We start from the raw sequence: 18,358 nt of genomic DNA on the forward strand, positions 1-18,358 counted from the left end.
TTACGTCAGCGCAATTACAGGGAGGCTCAGTAAGTTTGCTTTAAACTTACTCAGTCTCCCTTTTCTTTAGATCAATCAAAATGCTATGCTTCACTTGTAATCAAATCAGTCATCCATTGATGGAGGCTTCACACCTTACTTGTTGAAGAGGGAAACATGCTGTCCTTTCTATTTCGTTCTATTTCCCTTGGACTCGTTTCAGCGGCGCTTATTCTTCTCGCCTTCCCGAGCTTAAGACCAGCGATTGTCGCTGACGTCACTAGCCCTAAAGTCGATAATATTGGCTCTCTTCAGATTTCATTTAACCAAGCAGTTCGCCGCGCGGCGCCTGCAGTGGTTAACATTTATAGCCGTAAATACGCTGAAAGCGATCGAAACAAACTGCTCACACAAGGTTTGGGCTCTGGGGTGATTGTTAGCGAGAAAGGCTACATCATTACCAACTTCCATGTGGTGGCTCAAGCAGACCAAATAGTTGTGGCACTTCAAGATGGCCGAGTAGCAGCTGCGCAACTTGTCGGTTCAGACAAACGCACCGATATCGCGATACTTAGAGTCAGCGGTGATAATCTACCGGTGATCCCACTCAATCCTAATTACAAAGCCAATGTCGGTGATGTTGTACTGGCTATCGGTAACCCATACAACCTAGGTCAAACAACAACCTTTGGTATCATCTCTGCAACCGGCCGTTCTTCGATCAGTGCCGATGGCCATCAAGCCTTTATCCAGACCGATGCGGCAATCAATGAAGGTAACTCAGGTGGCGCACTGGTGAACTCACAAGGTGAGCTAGTCGGTATCAATACCGCCTCTTTCCAGCAAGCTACCGACATGGAAACCTATGGGATCTCATTCGCTATCCCCTATCCGCTTGCTAATAAAATCATGGAAAAGATCATCGCCGATGGTCGTGTGATTCGTGGCTATATTGGTATCGATGGACAAGACATCAACTCAGTCACCTCACGCATGTTGGGTACTAAGAATATCGGCGGGATCGTTGTGTTGGGGATAGACCCTAATGGTCCGGCTGCCGATGCGGGTTTTGAAGCTCAAGACATTATTGTCAGTATCAACGATAACCAAGTAAATGGTCGCCAGAGTGTAATGGACATCGTTACCGACCTGCGACCTGGTACAGTTATCGATGTGGGTATATTGCGCCAAGGTGAAAGCAAAACCTTAAAGGTGACCATCGCCGAAGATACTCGCCTGTAGAGCAAACTCTGTAAGCAATGATTCAAGCTGCTAATACACAAGTACAAAAAACCCAGCTCATAGGCTGGGTTTTCTTTTATCTAAAGATTGTTTCAAGTATCTCTACGATTCACTTTGCTCTTCGATATCGATGCGAGTCACTCGCTGTAGTCCTCTAGGCAGTAGACCACCACGACGACCACGTTCACCACGGAAGTTTTCAAGATCCGCAGGTTTCAAACCAAGCTTACGTTTACCGGCGTAGATAGTCAGCGTCGCATTCTCTGGGATAGCCATAAGATGTGAGACAAACTCTTCACGCTCTTTTGCTTTCGCAGAAGGGATGTTGATGATCTTGTTGCCTTTACCTTTGCTCAGCTGAGGGAGATCTTTAATCGGGAACAACAACATACGACCTTGGTTAGTAATCGCCAGAATCTGATTACTGTCCAAGTCAGCAATAGGGCTTGGCATCATCACTTCAGAAGCTTGTGGCAAGTTAACCAAGGCTTTACCGCTCTTGTTCTTGGACAGCAGATCGCTACCCTTACAAACAAAACCATAACCTGCATCAGAACCGACTAACCATAATTGTTCATTCTCTCCCATCACCACTTGGCGAATAGAAGTACCTGGGCTGACGTTCAAGCGGCCTGTAATTGGCTCACCTTGGCTTCGCGCCGACGGTAATGAATGTGACTCAAGGGAGTAGCTTCGACCATCACTGCCGAGGAACACCGCTTGCTGGTTACTCTTACCCTTAGCACTCGCTAAGAATTTATCACCCGATTTGTAGTTCAAACCTTCAGCGTCAACTTCATGCCCCTTGGCATGACGAATCCAACCTTTCTCAGACAACACAACCGTGATTGGTTCGCTTGGTACTAAGTCGCGCTCTGTTAGCGCTTTCGCTTCAGCGCGCTCAATCAGAGGTGAACGACGATCATCGCCGTATTTATCCGCATCTGCTTGGATTTCTTTCTTGATCAGCGTATTCAAGCGACGCTCTGAACCGAGTAGCTTTTCAAGCTTCTCACGTTCAGCTTCAAGCTCTTCTTGTTCCGCTCGGATTTTAAACTCTTCTAACTTAGCTAAGTTACGAAGTTTAATATCAAGAATCGCATTGGCTTGAATTTCAGAAATGTTGAAACGGCTCATTAGGACAGGACATGGTTCGTCTTCTGTACGAATGATCTCAATCACTTCATCGATATTAAGATAAGCAGCAAGCAAACCTTCTAAGATGTGCAAGCGTGCCAGTACTTTATCTAAACGGTACTGCAAACGACGGCGAACCGTTGTGCGACGGAACTCGATCCACTCTTTCAGGATTTGAACTAAGCCTTTAACTTGAGGACGATTATCTAAACCAATCATGTTCAAGTTAACGCGGAAGTTTTTCTCTAGATCCGTCGACGCGAACAGGTGACTCATCAATTGGTCACAGTCGATACGATTCGAACGAGGAACGACAACGATACGCGTTGGGTTCTCGTGATCCGATTCATCTCGCAAGTCGTCAACCATTGGCAGCTTCTTAGCGCGCATCTGGTTAGCGATTTGCTCAAGTAACTTCGCACCTGACACTTGATGAGGTAAAGCCGTGATAACAATATCAGAGCCTTCCTTGTGCCAAACCGCGCGCATCTTGATGCTGCCACGTCCAGTACGGTAGATCTTTTCGATGTCCGATTTCGGGGAGATAATCTCAGCTTCAGTCGGGTAATCTGGACCTTGAATGAAACCCATCACGTCTGAAAGCTCAGACTTAGGCGTATCAATTAGGTGAATGGCTGCATTAGCGACTTCACGCACGTTGTGTGGTGGAATATCGGTCGCCATACCTACCGCGATACCTGTAATACCGTTAAGTAGGATGTGAGGTAGGCGAGCAGGCAACATTTGAGGCTCTTTCATCGTGCCATCAAAGTTTGGTTGCCAGTCAACAGTGCCTTGACCTAGTTCACCTAGAAGAACCTCAGCAAACTTAGATAATTTGGCTTCGGTATAACGCATCGCAGCGAACGATTTCGGATCATCAGGAGCACCCCAGTTACCTTGACCATCTACCAATGGGTAGCGGTAAGAGAAAGGCTGCGCCATCAATACCATCGCTTCGTAACAAGCAGAGTCACCATGTGGGTGATACTTACCTAATACGTCACCAACGGTACGTGCTGATTTTTTGTATTTCGATGCAGCCGATAAGCCTAGCTCAGACATCGCGTAGATAATACGACGCTGTACTGGCTTCAAGCCATCACCGATATACGGCAATGCACGATCCATGATCACGTACATTGAGTAATTTAAGTAGGCATCTTCGGTGAACTTGCGCATTGGCAGCTGTTCAACGCCATCATATGTAATTTCGTTAGACATCCATTATACCTCGGCCATATCACCGTTAGTCTGTAGCCATGTACGGCGATCATCTGCACGTTTCTTACCAAGCAGCATGTCCATCATCTCGTTGGTTGCTTCGCTGTCATCAATCGTTAACTGCACAAGGCGACGAGTGTTTGGATCCATGGTGGTTTCACGCAACTGAAGTGGGTTCATTTCACCCAGACCTTTGAATCGTTGCACGTTGATCTTGGCTTTCTTCTGCGATAGTCGCTCAAGCACACCGTCTTTCTCTGCGTCATCAAGTGCGTAGAACACTTCTTTACCGCAATCGATACGATACAGAGGAGGCATTGCCACATAGATATGACCCGCTTCAACTAATGCATGGAAATGGCGAGTAAACAAAGCACACAGCAGTGTCGCGATATGAAGACCATCCGAGTCCGCATCGGCAAGGATACAGATCTTACCGTAACGCAGGCCGGATAAATCATCGTTGTCCGGGTCGATGCCTAGAGCCACCGAGATGTCGTGCACTTCTTGCGAAGCCAATACTTGGTCTGCTGACACTTCCCATGTATTTAGGATCTTACCGCGAAGTGGCATAACTGCTTGGAACTCACGATCACGTGCTTGTTTAGCAGAACCCCCCGCCGAGTCCCCTTCCACGAAGAAGATTTCGGTACGGCTTAAGTCTTGAACTGAACAGTCAGTTAGCTTACCCGGCAGTGCTGGGCCTGAAGCGATTTTCTTACGCACAACCTTTTTGCTTGCGCGCATACGGCGGTGGGCATTCGCAATACAAGCTTCTGCTAGCTGTTCTGCCAGTTGTGGCTTTTCGTTCAACCACAGGCTAAACGCATCTTTTACCACACCAGACACAAACGCAGCAGTTTGACGTGAAGACAAGCGCTCTTTTGTTTGACCAGCAAACTGCGGATCTTGCATCTTCACCGACAGTACGTACGAACAGCGATCGAAGATATCGTCGCCCGTTAGCTTAACGCCACGCGGCAGCAAATTACGGAATTCACAGAACTCACGCATTGCATCAAGCAGACCTTGGCGAAGACCGTTCACGTGTGTACCACCTTGTTTAGTCGGTACTAAGTTCACGTAACTTTCGGTGATCATATCACCGCCTTCTGGCTGCCAAATGATCGCCCAGTTTGCCATTTCTGTTTCAGCAACGAATTCGCCAACATACGGTTCTTCAGGCAGCAAGGTGTAACCTTTCACGCCTTCGGCAAGGTAGTCTTTTAGACCATCTTCATAGAACCATTTATGCTCTTCACCACCGACTTTGTCGATAAAGGTAATTTCTAAACCTGGGCAAAGCACTGCTTTTGCACGTAGGTTGTTAATCAGACGAAGTGTCGAGAATTTAGGGCTATCGAAGTACTTAGGATCAGGCCAGAAATGTACTGATGTACCACTGTTACGATGACCACAAGTGCCCGTCACAGTAAGCTCTGTTACTGCATGACCGCCTTCAAGTGCGATCTCGTGAACCTGACCTTCTCGGCGTACGGTCACTTCAACACGTTTTGACAGCGCGTTTACAACCGAGATACCTACACCGTGCAGACCACCAGAGAACTTATAGTTGTTATTCGAGAATTTACCGCCAGAGTGGAGCTTAGTTAAAATCAGCTCAACACCTGAGATCCCTTTTTCAGGGTGGATATCGACAGGCATACCACGGCCGTCATCGGTAACTTCTAACGATTGGTCTGCATGAAGTACCACTTTGATCTTCTTAGCGTGTCCCGCTAGTGCTTCATCGACCGAGTTATCAATGACTTCTTGGGCAAGGTGGTTAGGTCTTTCTGTCTCGGTATACATTCCCGGGCGGTGTCGCACAGGGTCGAGACCTTCAAGTACCTCGAGGTCTTTTGCATTATATTGTTCAGTCATAATACGGAGTTTACTCAAAAAGTTTGCGTCAGTTCGCTGGCTCCAGTTTCACTAAAGCAGAATCATTACTATGAACCGTCATAGTAGAGCGAACGAGCGAAGTATTGGGGAATATAGTCTGGAAGCTGAGTAATGATGTCAAGCTAGTTCAAAAACTAAGACATCAAACTATGATATTTCACCATTGATAGATGAAATAACAGGCAAACAAGAGAAAATCACTTGGTTGGTGGAACAGATTAAAGATTTAGAAAGGTGATGATTTGTTGTGGGTAGCGTTCAAAATCAACAAAGCTATGATCCCCGCCCTCTTCTACTGTCTGTGTTGCACCTTGGTACTTCTCTACCGCTTGTCGGTAATCCAGAACTTCGTCTTCCGTTTGCTGAAGTAACCAGAAGTCGCTCGGCTTAGCGATAGCCGGAACCTCTAACGCCTTCAGTTCATCAATATGCTTTGTTTCCAGTACATATCGCTCATGTGTGTATGGGTTTACTTGTTCACCCAAATAGTCGGCAAGAAGCTCATACGGCTTCACTGCTGGATTTACAACAACCGCTTTAAAACCATAATGACTATTCAGCCATGTTGAAAGATAGCCACCCAATGAGCTACCGACCAATGCAATCTGATATTGCTCTTTATATTGTTCCACCAGATGTTGCAGATGAAGTGCCGCTTGCTGAGGGAAACTCGGCAGTTGAGGAGTGACGACTTTAATATCAGCCCGATGCTCCGCACAGTAATTAGCCATCACATTCGCTTTATGAGAACGAGATGAACTGTTAAACCCATGAATATAGAGAAGCAATGATGGCTTAGCGACTTGCTGATTAGAACCGGACATTAATAGCCTCCTACAACAATAATCACTAACATCAATAACCACCCGCTTCAAAATCAGGTAAGAACTGCCCATTAGGCAAGCGGCGCACTTGAGTGCTTACTGTGCCATCTTGATGTAATTCAATCTCTCTCCAACCCGGAGACAATGTATCAACCGCGAAGTCATCTGAATTAGGTTTGAATTGCACACAAGTCGACGGGGTTGCCATGACTTGCACACCATGATGATCTCGATTCATGTCTTGATGAACGTGGCCACACAGTACCGCTTTGACATTGGTATGCTGTTGAACCACATCCCAAAATTGATCGGCGTCTTTTAGGTTATGTTGATCTAACCATGCGCTGCCAACCAACAATGGATGGTGGTGCAATAGAACCAAGGTATTACGTTCAGGGAACTCCGTCAGCTTCTGTTCTAATAGGTCAAGCTGTTGATCGCTGAGGCGACCATGAGGCACACCAACCACCTGCGAGTCTAGCATCACCATCTGCCAGTTATCGCCTAGCAAGACATGCTCAACACACTGTATTTGTGGTGATGGTAAAACACTGCCCATATTAGGCTTAAAGTCATGGTTCCCTGGCAGCCAATAGCATGGCTTTTCCAAAGGCTGAATCCCTGACTCAAATTTCTGGTACGACTCAGCACTGTGATCTTGAGATATATCACCGGTTGCTAAAATCGCTTGATAGTCAAAGCCCTGACTAACAATGCCATCGACTACAGCACGAAAGCTATCTTGAGTGTTGATGCTTAATAAGCTGCCATTGCTCGGCGCAAATAAATGCGTGTCCGTTAGCTGCACAAGCTTAATAGTGCTCTCATCAAATTTTGAAGTGTGTGATAATTCCAAAATAACAAATCCAGATACGTTACTGTTTAGACTTTAAAAGTGTTGATAAATAGGCTCAATTAAAAGGCAATTGGGGTTCGGCTGATACCCGTTTTTAAACAAAACGTTAACCATTCCCCAAGAAATTTATTCAATTGAAATTTCTCGTCCTTTTGCAGAAGCTTAGTGTTGGGGTAGTCATATTTCGCTTTGACTCGCGAAAAATCCCCGCTAGCGCACACTTCTGCAACTCGAGCGTCGTGATATAGCCTGACAGACATTTTTGGCAAAGGAAACACTGGCATCGCATCACTCTGACATATATCTATTAATGTGGTGTATTTTGTGACCTCATTCACTGTCAATTGATACACCATATTAACGGCTTGGTAACAGCGAACGTCACCAACCTCATGCCCAACCGGTAACAAAGCGTTCAGTTTGGCATAGTTAGTCTCGTAAACTCGCATCAATTCAGCAAGATCAACATGATACGGTTTTTTGACCGCGATATTTGGCATGACGTTAATCTATCCACTCTGACTGTAATTCTTGGTAGTTCAATTGTAGCCACTGTAGCGCAATGATCGTGGCTCCATTTTCAAATACACCATCTTTTACCAACTGATAAGCAGCTTCGCGACTCATCACTTGTACACGAATGTCTTCACCTTCGTAGTCCAATCCGTGTACCCCTTTGGCTGTCGTTGCATCAACACAGCCAACAAAGACGTCGAGCTTTTCAGAGCAACCACCAGATGAAGGATAATACGAAGTAATAGGCAATACAGATCCGACTTCGACTCCGGCTTCTTCCATTGCTTCACGACGAGCGACGTCTTGTGGCGATTCGTCCGTATCAATGATCCCAGCAACAATTTCGTATTGCCATGGGTTCTCATGCTCTAGGGCTCCGACACGGATCTGTTCGACGATCACCACTTCATCACGCACAGGATCATAAGGTAGCAAAGCGGCAGCATGTCCACGCTCAAACATCTCACGCTCTATTGGTTGGCTCCAGCCTCCCTCAAATAGTCTATGTTTAAATTTGTACTTGACCATTTTGAAAAAACCACGAAACAGCGTCTCTTTTGAGACTATTTCCACATCTTGCGGAGTAAACTCATGTCGTTGATTGTCATACTGTTGCATTTGGTACCTCACTAAGTGATCTTTATAGTTTACTCATTGTCCGAGTTAACTACCAAGGATAAGGTTCAACTTTTTATATAAAATTTATAATTAAAGTTAAGCTTTAAAAAATAAATATTGCACAAGTGGACAGTTAACTGTAAAAAAGTGCAAAGTTTCGAGTAAATTACCACCAAACTGGGTTAAACTCTTCTAAAGAAAATTCCATAAAAGGCAGGAATAGGAAAATGAAAAAACTGCTTCCACTATTTATCAGTGCAGCAATTGGCAGCCTGAGTTCGTCAGCTTTTGCTGATACGCTAGCTGAAGTTTACGACCAAGCAAAACAGAACGATCCACAACTTCTTCGTTCAGCAGCGCAGCGCGATGCCGCTTTTGAAGCAGTAACGTCAAGCCGTAGTGATTTGCTACCACAAATTAACCTAACAGCGAACTACGACATTAACCGTGGTGACAGAGATACTTCTGGTTCAGGTAGCTCAAGTATTGATAATAACACTTGGGGAGCAGCGATCGGCTTCACTCAAGAACTTTATCAACGCTCTTCATGGATCTCGTTAGATACAGCAGAGAAAACCGCTCGTCAGGCTGATTCAGCGTATGCAGCAGAGCAACAAGCTTTGATCCTGCGTGTAGCAACAGCATACTTCGAAGTACTGCGTGCTCAAGATAACCTAGAGTTCGTTCGTGCAGAAAAAGCAGCGGTTGCTCGCCAACTAGAGCAAACAAAACAGCGCTTTGAAGTAGGTCTTTCAGCAATCACCGATGTACATGATGCGCAAGCTCAATACGATGCTGTTTTAGCTGATGAAGTTTTAGCAGAGAACACTCTGATTAATAACTACGAAGGTCTACGTGAGATTACAGGTCAAGAACACTCTAACCTAAGCATCCTAGACACTGACCGTTTCTCAGCAAGCAAATCTTCTGAGTCTGCGATTGCACTGGTTGAACAAGCAGAGCAAAAGAACCTTAGTCTACTTGCTGCTCGTATCTCTCAAGACGTAGCAAAAGATAACATCTCTCTAGCAAGCTCTGGTCATCTACCTAGCCTAACTCTTGATGGTAGTTACGCTCTTACAGATCAATCAAACAGCTCAACTGATTATGATCAAGATAACCTAAACCTAGGCTTGAACTTAGTGGTACCTCTATATACGGGTGGTAGCACAACTTCTTTGACTAAACAGGCTGAATACAACTACGTTGCAGCAAGTGAAGATCTAGAAGCAACTTACCGTAGCGTTGTAAAAGACGTACGTGCCTTCAACAACAACATCACAGCTTCTATTGGTGCTCTACGCGCTTACGAACAGTCTGTTGTTTCAGCTCAGTCTGCTCTAGAAGCAACAGAAGCTGGTTTTGATGTGGGTACTCGTACTATCGTTGACGTACTAGATTCGACTCGCCGTCTATATGATGCGAACAAAAACCTTTCAGATGCTCGTTACAACTACATCCTAAGTGTTCTTCAGCTTCGTCAAGCGGTTGGTACACTAAGCGAACAAGACATCGTTGATGTAAACGCAGGTCTAAAAGTAGCAAGCAAGTAATTCTTAAATCCTAGTTAAAGACTCTAATCAAAGTCTTTAATAAAGCGACTAGATTACCGTTACAAAAATGCCGCTCATTGAGCGGCATTTTTATTATCTATCAAAAGTTAGATTTACAATCTGACTATGAGCTTGAGGCTAAAGGTTTTATACTCGAAGGCGAAGGGTTAACCTCGACCACCTTTAATCGCTTTGATAATTTCAGTTGTAGAGCAACCATCTTCAAAGTTAAGTACTTTAACTTCGCCACCAGCCGCAATCACTTCCGCACCGCCAGCAATATCTTCAGGTTTATAATCCCCACCTTTCACCAAAATGCTTGGCAATACTTCAGAGATCAAACGTTGAGGCGTATCTTCAGAAAACGGAACAACCCAATCAACCGCACCTAAACCAGCCAATACCGCCATACGACGATCGGTTGGGTTCACTGGGCGACCTGGGCCTTTCAAGCGTTTCACTGACTCATCAGTATTAACGGCAACGATCAAACGGTCACCCAACTCAGCGGCATGGTTCATGTAAGAAACATGTCCGGCATGCAAAATATCAAAGCAACCATTAGTCATAACCACTTTCTCACCTTTCTCACGAGCACGTTTCACCGCTTCAACTAATGCCGCTTCAGAGATCACGCCGTAATCGGTATCTTGGCTTCCGTGAATCGCTTCCGCTAACTCAATTGTAGACAGTGTCGATGTACCAAGTTTGCCAACTACCACACCAGCCGCCGCATTCGCGAGTGCACACGCTTCATCTAGAGGTTTGCCCGCAGCCACCGAAGCAGCCAGTACTGAGATAACCGTATCACCAGCACCAGTTACGTCGTACACTTCTTTCGCTTGGGTTGGCAAGTGGAATGGTGCCTGACCTTTACGTAATAAAGTCATACCATTTTCACTGCGAGTCACCAATAGAGCTTCAAAGTCATACTTCTCGATCAAGGCAATACCCTTCTCGATAAGATCTTCTTCTGATTTCACTTTACCTGCAACCAGCTCAAACTCTGCCATGTTTGGTGTAAGTAATGTCGCACCACGGTAGCGCTCTAAATCCGCACCTTTCGGGTCGATAAATACCGGAACCTTTGCCGCACGAGCTTTTTGAATAAAACTTTGCACATGCTCTAATGCACCTTTCGCGTAATCTGACAAGATAACCGAACGTACATTTGGTAGGGCTTGCTCCATGCGAGACAGAATAAGCTCTGGGTTGGTGTTTTCGAATTTGTCTTCAAAATCCAAGCGAATCAACTGCTGACCACGGCTCATCACTCGTAGTTTGGTGATGGTTGGATAGTCTTCTAACTCAACGAAATCACACTTAACCTTCAGAGCACCTAAAGTGCTTTTCAACACCTCAGCAGGCTCATCTTTACCAGTCAAACCAACAACATGAGCATGCCCACCAAGAGAGGCAATGTTCATTGCTACGTTGGCAGCACCACCAGGACGCTCTTCGTTATTTTCTACTTTCACAACGGGGACTGGTGCTTCTGGTGAAATACGGCCAGTTGGGCCATACCAGTAACGGTCAAGCATTACGTCACCGACAATAAGAACACCTGATTGGCTGTAGTCAGGTAGAATTGGTTTCATTGTTGAGCTCCAAAAATCGAATCTGGCTAGAGTCTAGCACACTGATTACAGTGGCTAAACTACAGATAAATGAGTAAAAGCCTATCAAGATAAACATAGCACTCGCTACGCTATGACTGAATTATGCTTCCATCCACTGCTTCCATGCCTGAACAACATGTTCTCTTTCCATTTCGAACTTTTCAATCGCCACATCCGCATCAAGGTTAAGTAGATTACGGTGGTGGATTTCATCCCTTAATGTGGTGTACGCATTGGTCAATGCCATACCTTGTTGCTCGTCCATTATCCCTTGCGACAACAAGCTTTCAAAGATTCTCACATTGTCACACCAACGAGTAAGCTTAGGTTTCTCGTTGCTGTATCTCAGCACTAAGTATTGCGCCAAGAACTCAATATCAGTAATACCGCCCGCATCTTGTTTAAGCATGAATCGATCGGCTTTTTTACCGCCTAAATGGCCACGCATTTTTTCACGCATATCCACAACTGACTTTTTGAGTGTTGCCTCATCTCGTGGCAAGCACAAAACCTCATGCCTAGTTTTGTTAAACGCAGATACCAATAAGTCATCACCGTAAATCATACGAGCACGAGTGAGGGCCTGGTGCTCCCATGTCCACGCGTCATTGTGCTGATACTCGTCAAAGGCATCGGTTGGACTCACCAATAGACCAGATGCACCAGAAGGGCGTAGGCGAGTATCGACTTCGTACAAAATGCCAGAAGCAGTTCTGGTCGAGAAAATATGAATAATACGCTGCGCTAATCTTAAGTAGAATTGGCGTCCATCGATCTCTTTCTTTCCATCAGTATAGATGTGTACCGGGCAGTCGTGCATGAACACGATATCAAGATCGGAGTTATAACCAAGCTCCCAACCACCGACTTTGCCATAACCAACGACAGCAAAACCGCGACCTTCGCGATCTTTAACATGGGTCGGTTCACCAAACTTGGCGGATACTTGTAACCAAGCTTGATTGACCCCCGCCTCCACAATGGCTTCTGCTAAGTAGGTCAGGTGATCACTGACCTTCATGACAGGTAGAGCACCCGCAATATCCGCGGCTGCAATTCTCAATATACAGGTCTGCTTAAACTGACGCAGACCTTCCATCTGTTGCTCCATATCATCTTCAGGGATACGGGCTAGATAATCACGCAACTCGGTCTTGTAAGACTCTAAAGGCACGGGATTGTAGAGTTGCTGAGGGTCGATAAGTTCATCTAACAGAATTGGATAACGACCCAACTGCTCCGAAATCATCGGGCTTGCCGTACACAGGCGAACTAGCTGAGTCAACGCGGCAGGGTGTTCATCTAGTAGTTCAAGGTAAGTGGTACGCGTAACGATTTTATGCAGCAGATGCAGTACTCGCGACAAACCAAACTCGGCATCCTTAGCGGTGTACAGCGCTTGAAACACTTTCGGCATCAGTCGATTGAGGACTTCCCGCCCACGAGGGCCAAGAGTCTTTTTAGCCAAATCGGCTTTAAACTGAATGATCGTTTTCGCCGCATCAGGCGGGCTCGCGACCGCAATGTCGTGTTCCAACACGTGCTCAATTACATCGGGTTTATGGGCCATATCCCACAACTCGCTAAAGTGGCTCGCGATCGGATTAGCGTCATCTTCATCAACGCCAATTAGGTCTTCGAACACGGTATGTACATTCGCCATATGGGCGCGAGTTGCCACAATCAAGCTATCCCAATCGGAAAATTGCATGGCAACCGCAAGCTGCAGTTGTTCGAATTCACCGTCAGGTAAGGTTTGAGTTTGCTTATCAGCCATGGCTTGTAACAGGTTCTCAAGGCGACGCAAAAACAGATAAGCTTCACGTAGGTGCCCCACCTCTTCAGACTCTAGCAGATGAAGGGATTCAATCGCACTTAAGGTTTCGAGTAACCCTCGACCGCGTAAGCTAGGCTCGCGTCCACCACGAATCAATTGGAAGACTTGTGCGATAAACTCAACTTCACGAATACCACCAGAGCCAAGCTTGATGTTGTTCGAGAGACCACGACGACGCACTTCGCTGCTGATCATAGACTTCATTCGGCGCAGAGATTGAATCGCACTAAAATCAATATAACGGCGGAACACAAACGGGCGTAGCATTTGGCGAAGCTCTTGATACTCAGGGTACATCTCACTGCCCATCACACGCGCTTTGACCATAGCGTAGCGTTCCCAATCGCGACCTTGTTCTTGATAGTAATCTTCTAGCGCAGCGTAACTCATGACCAGTGGACCACTCTCACCGAATGGACGCAGGCGCATGTCTACTCGATAACAGAATCCATCGAAGGTTTGCTGATCAAGCGCCTTAATAATACGTTGCCCGAGACGTGTAAAGAACTGCGCATTGGCAATGCTGCGTCTTGCACCTTGGGTTTCACCATTCTCTGGGTAGGTGAAGATCAGATCGATATCGGAAGAGAAGTTAAGCTCACCGCCCCCTAGCTTGCCCATACCAATGATCAACATCGGCTGTGCTTCGCCTTGTTCATTACAAGGTGTGCCCCACTCTTTACAACAAATATCGTACTGCCATTGGTAGGTTTCGAAGATCATCGCCTCAGCCAACATCGATAGATGATTTAGGCTCTGCTCTAGCTCCCACGAACCCATAAAATCACGCCAAGCAATGTAGGTCATTTCTCGATTTCGGAATTGACGCAGCACGCGCTGACCGCTCATTTCATCGGTGCAACTAGAAAGTAATTCAGCCAAGCGTTCTCGGTATCCTTCAGCGCGTTCTTCGCATGCCAACATATTAGGTAAGTCACCACATAAAACCGTATCACGCTGCAGGCAATCACCAATAAAACAGCTTAAACCGAGTACACGTTTAAGATCTTCAGTCAGTGGCTCAGACCAAGTATTGATGGCTTCACTTTGATGCTCTAATAATTGCTCAAAAGCAGACTGGGAGTGAGTGATGAGTTGAGAAGGCAATGGCATGTTTCTTCCTTGTATAAGCTGCGCGCCGAACAATCGGTTTATCGATTCAGTTCTTCAATAACGAGTTTTCATAACTAAAGATAAGTTATACCAAAGTTACGCCAATAAAAAACGCCCACATTAGCAATGTGGGCGTTTTATCGATTAACTTATCTGGTTGAGCTTACAACCGAGAAACAGTCTCTGGGAATTAGCCTTTGACGGATGAAGATTGGGTGCTGAGGACTAAACCTTAAATTGCTTAATCTTACCGTCGAGTTCTTGCGCGTTACTTTCCATAAGCTGAGAGGTCTCGAGCAGTTCACCAACCACCACAACTGAAGCTTCAACAAGCTCGCGTACATTGGTCAGGTTGATGCTCATCTCTTCAGCAACACTGCTCTGTTGGCCTGCAGCGGTCGCGATCTGGAAGTTCATATCATTGATTTGATTGACTTGGCTTACAATGCCGTCAAGCTCACTTCCCGCGTTAGTCACCAGATCAACACCTTCAGCCGCTTCAACAACACTCTTCTCCATCAGTTCTACCGCAGAGTTAGCGCTGCTTTGTAGATGACTGATCATGTCTTGAATCTCTACCGTCGCTTGCTGAGTGCGCTGTGCAAGGTTACGAACCTCATCAGCAACAACCGCAAAACCACGACCCGCTTCACCGGCACGTGCCGCTTCAATTGCAGCGTTCAATGCTAGTAGGTTTGTCTGTTCTGAAATGCCTTGGATAGTACCAACCACACTGCCAATTGAGTCAACGCGTTCTTCTACTTGGTTTACCGCTGCTGCAGATGCTGCGATATCTGAAGATAGCTCACTCATCTTAGACACTGATCCTTGAACGAACTTCTGACCAGTAAGAGCTTGGCCTGATGCCTGTTCAGTCAATGACGAAGCGCTTTGTGCATGCTCAGCGACAGTTTGCACCGTCGACGTCATCTCACTCATTGCTGTTGCCAGTTGATCGATCTCGTTGAACTCTTCTTGAGCTGACTCTTTGGTTTCAGACATGCTGATGGTCATCACTTCCGTCAGAGCAAACAGCTCATCAGAAGAGGCCACCTGAGTTTTGATCATATCGTTCAGTTGAACGCGAGTTTTTTCGAGTTCACGTGCCACATCGCCGTATTCATCTTTACAGTCCATTTGAATCGGCACTGATAAGTTCTTGTCGGCCATGGTTTTAATGGCGTCATTAAGGTATTGAGTCTGACGCAGCATAACGCGCGCCGCTGCTAATAGAAGAACCACAAACACAATGATCATCAAGGCTGTTTGCCAAGCCACTTGAACTAGGTAAGTCTCGTAATGCTGCTGTGCCACTTGCGCATTGTTGGTTACAGCAAGCAATGAATCGTAAAACGTACTTGCGTCCCAAAGCTGCTTCGAAATGATCAAGATAGTGCTGAATATCATCAACATGACCATTTTTGGAACGAGACGAACGTCAGAGATTACCCTTTCCCACGGCTTGAATGACAGTTTAGTCATTGTCAGTTCTCCATTAATTCTTATATATTGATGGCTTCTATATCCGCGAGTTGGCTATGTCAGTCAAAGTTCGCGATTTATTTTGAGCCTCGTATGAATGTTGAATAATACCAAAGACGCCACCAAGCCGATGAGCTTATTGTCACTGATTCTCTCTTTCTTAGCGTTATTTGTGATCTCAGGCTTATTGTTCGTACCGATCGATAAAGAATCGAAACAAGTCCTTATCGGCCTCGATTTTATAATCTGTAGTGTTTTTCTTTTTCAGCTCACAATTGATCTATTTAGATCACAAAACAAAAAAGAATTTCTAAAAGTACACTGGATCGATTTCTTAGCAAGTATCCCAATGATCGAGCCTCTTCGTTTCGCCCGTATTTTTCAAATTCTGCGAGTCATCTTAGTTCTGCGTTCAAGTAAACGTATTTTCAGAGAGTTATTTCGTAATAGGAAAGAGACCACTTTCGCTTCCATCATTCTGCTTTTGGTGATCTTACTGACTATCGGTGCTGGCACGATCCTGCTATTGGAACACAAAGATCCGAACGCCAACATCACTACAGGTCATGATGCTTTATGGTGGGCGTTTGTGACCATCAGTACTGTGGGTTATGGCGACCATTACCCAGTGACAACTTCCGGTCAGTTAGTGGCTTCAATGGTGATCATCTGTGGTGTCGGTGTGTTTGGTATGATTTCAGGCTTGATTACTTCTTTGATCACCTCCCCAACTCATCATGAGAATCTACGAGCGGAAAACAAAGAGAAACACCTTGAGAAGATCATCGAGCAGCAACAGAAAATCTTAGAGCGACTCGAAAAACTTGAGCAACAAACAAAAAAATAGGGCCGGAGCCCTATTTTCAAATTCATACTTCTATTGATACAGGTATCGAGTTTAGTCTTGCCAGTATGGCTCAACCTCAACACTGATTTGGCGTGTCTGTTCCATCGCATGCAGAATGGACACTTCTTGACGAGCCAACCAGCGCTCTAGCTGAAGCTTCTCATCGCCTTCTAACTTCTCAGTTAACGGCTCTAATGTTTTAAGTGCCAGCAAATCATCAATACCTTGTACCATGTCAGCCCATGGCAAACGGAAGCTGTTACGCTCTTCATCGTCATACAAGCTCGCAAAACCCACACCAGAGTATAGATTGCGCATCAAACGGTATTGCTGATCAATATACGCTTGGCTAGTCATCACACGTTCAGGTGGGAAAGCTTCCATCAAGTCCGCCCATGTGCGATCAAGCTGCTTCACCGAAAACCATTCGATACCACTAGCCATTTGCTCACGTGCTTTTTCATCTAGGAAAGGCTGCCAACCACGAGACAGAATCCAACGGCTCAGGTCTAGCAATAAACCTGTGTAACGAGCCGAACTCAGCAAGGTAAGCAGCTCTTCACGATCTGGAAGTTGCTCTTGCATCTCTTTCAGCTCAGCCACTAAGAACTTACGCGCATCGAGTTTACGCAGCACATGGCCTTTATCTTCCAGCAAATCTTCGAAGTGGTCATAGCTTTTTAGCCACTCAAGCTCTTGCTCAAGCCACTTTAACTCTTGACGTAAAATCGCACTTGCTCGTCTTGGAACAATGCCGCCATAGATAGTGAAAGTTTGGCGAATAAAACTCAGCGAGTGACTGATCTCATGCAAAGCTTCAATCGATTGACGCTCTGTGAAAATCTGCTCGTGATAGTGCCAATGAGCGAGAGCATGCTCTAAAGATTGAATAAAACACGATTCAACGGTATCACTTTTGTCAGTATCAACTAAGGTCAAAGGAGTGACTTCATCTCCTTGATAACCTTGAGCAAGACGGTAACCCTTAGCTGCTTTACTTAGGTTACCCAAACGCATGCCACCTTGTTCGCAGAATTGGCGAGACAATGTAAATAGCGCATCCGTTTGACCGGATTTAAGTTCCAATTCGACTTCGCAAATCGGTTCTTGCAGGTCGCCTGATTCAACAAAGCCTTGATCGAATGCGACCTCGACTTGGCTACCATCAGGCATACCAATCAACCACTGCTCACGCGTGAAGTTGGTAGAGAACAGAGGAGTCAGCTCAGCTTGCAACGTTTCGATGTCTTTACCTGCTGGCCAGATATCCTCTGGGTGCAGGGCTAACTTAGGTTCGTTGCTGTCGTGTTCTGCATTGTATTCAGGCCTTTGATGCAGGCCAGCAACCACACGACCAGCAGTCTTTACGGTTTGTACAAATACGTCATCAAAGCGTCGAATGCGTAAGCCTGTATCGTGCTTACGTAGCCAGTTGTCAGCGGTGTCAAAGTAGATGTTACCTAGCTCACGACAACTGTGCTGAAGTACTTTAGTTTCAGCAATTTTATTGCGTAAAGTCTCTGAAAATTCAGGAGAAACAAAAAACTTCAGTTCTATCTCGGTTTCCATAGTTATACCTTTCTGTGAAGATAGGGACAGGATATTG

General features: G+C 45.7%; 13 protein-coding genes. 3 read left to right on the plus strand and 10 right to left on the minus strand.

Annotation, left to right across the window (positions count from 1 at the left end; translation table 11 throughout):
* The first annotated feature begins 156 nt into the window (after window positions 1-156).
* Window positions 157-1,221 carry an outer membrane-stress sensor serine endopeptidase DegS gene (gene degS, locus LMH68_RS05720; protein ID WP_017061430.1) on the plus strand — a complete coding sequence of 355 codons (1,065 nt, stop codon included), beginning with the start codon at window positions 157-159 and terminating at the stop codon, window positions 1,219-1,221.
* Between the two features lie 102 nt (window positions 1,222-1,323).
* Here degS and parC read toward each other — a convergent pair whose 3' ends face one another.
* The 6 genes from parC to nudF all read right to left on the minus strand — a co-directional run bounded on the left by parC (window position 1,324) and on the right by nudF (window position 8,301).
* On the minus strand, window positions 1,324-3,582 hold the full coding sequence (gene parC / locus LMH68_RS05725; protein ID WP_017067236.1) for a DNA topoisomerase IV subunit A: 2,259 nt from the start codon (window positions 3,580-3,582) through the stop codon (window positions 1,324-1,326).
* Between the two features lie 3 nt (window positions 3,583-3,585).
* Window positions 3,586-5,466, minus strand: coding sequence for a DNA topoisomerase IV subunit B (parE, locus tag LMH68_RS05730; protein WP_017061428.1), 1,881 nt, complete (start codon window positions 5,464-5,466; stop codon window positions 3,586-3,588).
* Between the two features lie 239 nt (window positions 5,467-5,705).
* Entirely contained in the window at window positions 5,706-6,311 is a 606-nt protein-coding gene (yqiA, locus tag LMH68_RS05735) for an esterase YqiA (RefSeq protein ID WP_229647467.1), read from the minus strand.
* 31 nt (window positions 6,312-6,342) lie between these two features.
* Window positions 6,343-7,167 carry a 3',5'-cyclic-AMP phosphodiesterase gene (gene cpdA / locus LMH68_RS05740; RefSeq protein ID WP_108194883.1) on the minus strand — a complete coding sequence of 275 codons (825 nt, stop codon included), beginning with the start codon at window positions 7,165-7,167 and terminating at the stop codon, window positions 6,343-6,345.
* Between the two features lie 59 nt (window positions 7,168-7,226).
* Window positions 7,227-7,667, minus strand: a complete 441-nt coding sequence (locus LMH68_RS05745) for a DUF1249 family protein (protein ID WP_008222561.1) — start codon at window positions 7,665-7,667, stop codon at window positions 7,227-7,229.
* A 4-nt stretch (window positions 7,668-7,671) separates the two neighbouring features.
* Complete coding sequence (gene nudF, locus LMH68_RS05750) at window positions 7,672-8,301, minus strand: ADP-ribose diphosphatase (RefSeq protein ID WP_229647468.1); 630 nt, start codon at window positions 8,299-8,301, stop codon at window positions 7,672-7,674.
* Between the two features lie 227 nt (window positions 8,302-8,528).
* Here nudF and tolC point away from each other — a divergent pair, with 227 nt between their 5' ends.
* Window positions 8,529-9,854: an outer membrane channel protein TolC gene (tolC, locus tag LMH68_RS05755; RefSeq protein ID WP_017062911.1), complete on the plus strand. Its 1,326-nt coding sequence runs from the start codon at window positions 8,529-8,531 to the stop codon at window positions 9,852-9,854.
* Window positions 9,855-10,021: 167 nt separating this feature from the next.
* On the opposite strand, the gene hldE is transcribed toward tolC, so the two are convergent.
* From hldE to LMH68_RS05770, 3 genes are all read right to left on the minus strand, one after another.
* A complete protein-coding gene (hldE, locus tag LMH68_RS05760; protein WP_229647469.1) occupies window positions 10,022-11,452 on the minus strand; it encodes a bifunctional D-glycero-beta-D-manno-heptose-7-phosphate kinase/D-glycero-beta-D-manno-heptose 1-phosphate adenylyltransferase HldE in 1,431 nt (476 codons plus the stop codon).
* 121 nt (window positions 11,453-11,573) lie between these two features.
* Window positions 11,574-14,423 (minus strand): bifunctional [glutamate--ammonia ligase]-adenylyl-L-tyrosine phosphorylase/[glutamate--ammonia-ligase] adenylyltransferase, encoded by a 2,850-nt coding sequence (glnE, locus tag LMH68_RS05765; protein WP_017062913.1) that lies wholly within the window; start codon window positions 14,421-14,423, stop codon window positions 11,574-11,576.
* A gap of 225 nt (window positions 14,424-14,648) precedes the next feature.
* The gene (locus tag LMH68_RS05770) at window positions 14,649-15,905 is read right to left on the minus strand and encodes a methyl-accepting chemotaxis protein (protein ID WP_017067682.1); all 1,257 of its coding nucleotides are present in this window, start codon (window positions 15,903-15,905) and stop codon (window positions 14,649-14,651) included.
* 97 nt (window positions 15,906-16,002) lie between these two features.
* On the opposite strand from LMH68_RS05770, the gene LMH68_RS05775 reads away from it, so the two are divergent.
* Window positions 16,003-16,752 (plus strand): ion transporter, encoded by a 750-nt coding sequence (locus LMH68_RS05775; RefSeq protein ID WP_017061420.1) that lies wholly within the window; start codon window positions 16,003-16,005, stop codon window positions 16,750-16,752.
* A gap of 51 nt (window positions 16,753-16,803) precedes the next feature.
* Here the strand turns inward: LMH68_RS05775 and LMH68_RS05780 are convergent, their stop codons facing one another.
* Entirely contained in the window at window positions 16,804-18,321 is a 1,518-nt protein-coding gene (locus LMH68_RS05780) for an inorganic triphosphatase (RefSeq protein ID WP_229647470.1), read from the minus strand.
* Window positions 18,322-18,358 lie beyond the last annotated feature (37 nt).

It is taken from the genome of Vibrio sp. F13, from assembly GCF_020806305.2.
GTDB classification, from domain to species: domain Bacteria; phylum Pseudomonadota; class Gammaproteobacteria; order Enterobacterales; family Vibrionaceae; genus Vibrio; species Vibrio crassostreae_C.